This window comes from Mesorhizobium sp. LMG17149, assembly GCF_024518695.1.
Taxonomy (GTDB): Bacteria; Pseudomonadota; Alphaproteobacteria; order Rhizobiales; family Rhizobiaceae; genus Mesorhizobium.
The window spans coordinates 1-1,217 of sequence record NZ_JANIFL010000030.1 but is presented as its reverse complement, the minus strand read 5'-3'; the positions used below and the strand labels follow the sequence as shown (position 1 = coordinate 1,217).

General features: G+C 55.8%; 1 protein-coding gene. It reads right to left on the bottom strand.

All coding sequences use genetic code 11. The features are described from left to right. Positions 1–243 precede the first annotated feature (243 nt). Positions 244–1,152, bottom strand: a complete 909-nt coding sequence (locus tag NP945_RS31800; RefSeq protein WP_127403232.1) for a LysR substrate-binding domain-containing protein — start codon at positions 1,150–1,152, stop codon at positions 244–246. Positions 1,153–1,217: the final 65 nt, after the last annotated feature.

Sequence of the window (1,217 nt, the reverse complement as noted above, 5' to 3'; positions counted from 1 at the left end):
GAAGACCGGCCTGTGCGGCGCCGGATTGCGGGAATATCAGTGTCCATCATCGCGTCATCCTGCAGCGGAATGACCGGCATCCCGCGTTAAACATCCGTGGCTCGGCCGTGTAATAGGGGCGGACCCTAGCTTATCTCGCGCCGATGATAGGCGCCTGCGATTGTCCTGAGAATGCGCAAAAGCTTTCGCTGGTCTTAAATCCAGTTTATATCCAGAGGCGGATAGGGTGAGGGGCAATTCAGGTCACGGGCGGAGTTCTTCAGACTGGACGAGAAACCAGTCAACCAAAACCTTGCATCTCTTGTTCTTGCTGGCATCCTCGCTGGCCAACAGAAAGAAGGCCCTGTCGGTCTGGATTTGGGTTGGCAATGGCTTGACCAAAAGGCGGTTGTTGAGCAACTGCTGGGCGGTAAGGGACCACCCCAGTGCTATTCCTTCACCAGCCAGAGCCGCTTGAAGCGTCAGCTGGTAGTCGTTGAACACGATATTGGGTTTGATGTCGCCGGCATCGCCGCCTGCCAACTCGACCCATTCGGGCCAATCCAGGCGCTTGCGAAAAGCATCGGACGAATGAATCAACTGATGGTGGATCAGATCTTCGACGGCTTGGGGAGCGGGGTGCGACAGAAGATATGCCGGTGAGCAGACGGGAAAGATGATCTCGTCGCAAACGAACCAGCTGTTGGCCCTTTCAAAATTCCGGGGCCGCACCCACACCGTCACGTCGATCTCATGATCTGGCTCGACATCGCGATCGGTGGCGACCACCTTGATCCTGACGTCCGGATGCTCTTCCTGGAAATGATAGAGTTGAGGCGCGAGCCAATGTGCCGCCAGAGATGTCGAAGCTGCGAAAGTTATGTACTTCGTTCCGCGATCAGTGATGGTCTCAAGCCGCTGTTCCAGACGGCGGAAGCTGGTGCGCACCTCATCGTAGAGCTGCCTGCCGGGCTCGGTCAGCTGCACTCCCCGATTGTCTCGGACAAAGAGTGCCGTCCCGCAATGCTTTTCGAACATTTTGATCGAATGCGAGATACTTGGCTGCGTCACGTTGAGTTCGCTGGCCGCGTTCTTGAAACTCAGCGTTCGGGCCGCCGCTTCGAAGACGAAAAGCGAATGCGTCGAGGGGACAAGATTGCGAAGCTTGGACATGAAGCAGGTCTATATCAGATGCTATATTTTCCGTCTACGAGACCAACAACACATGGTCTATTCGA

Coding starts and splice junctions, on each gene's coding strand:
- NP945_RS31800 (WP_127403232.1), bottom strand. CDS start 1,152: ATGTCCAAGCTTCGCAATCTTGTCCCCTCGACGCATTCGCTTTTCGTC.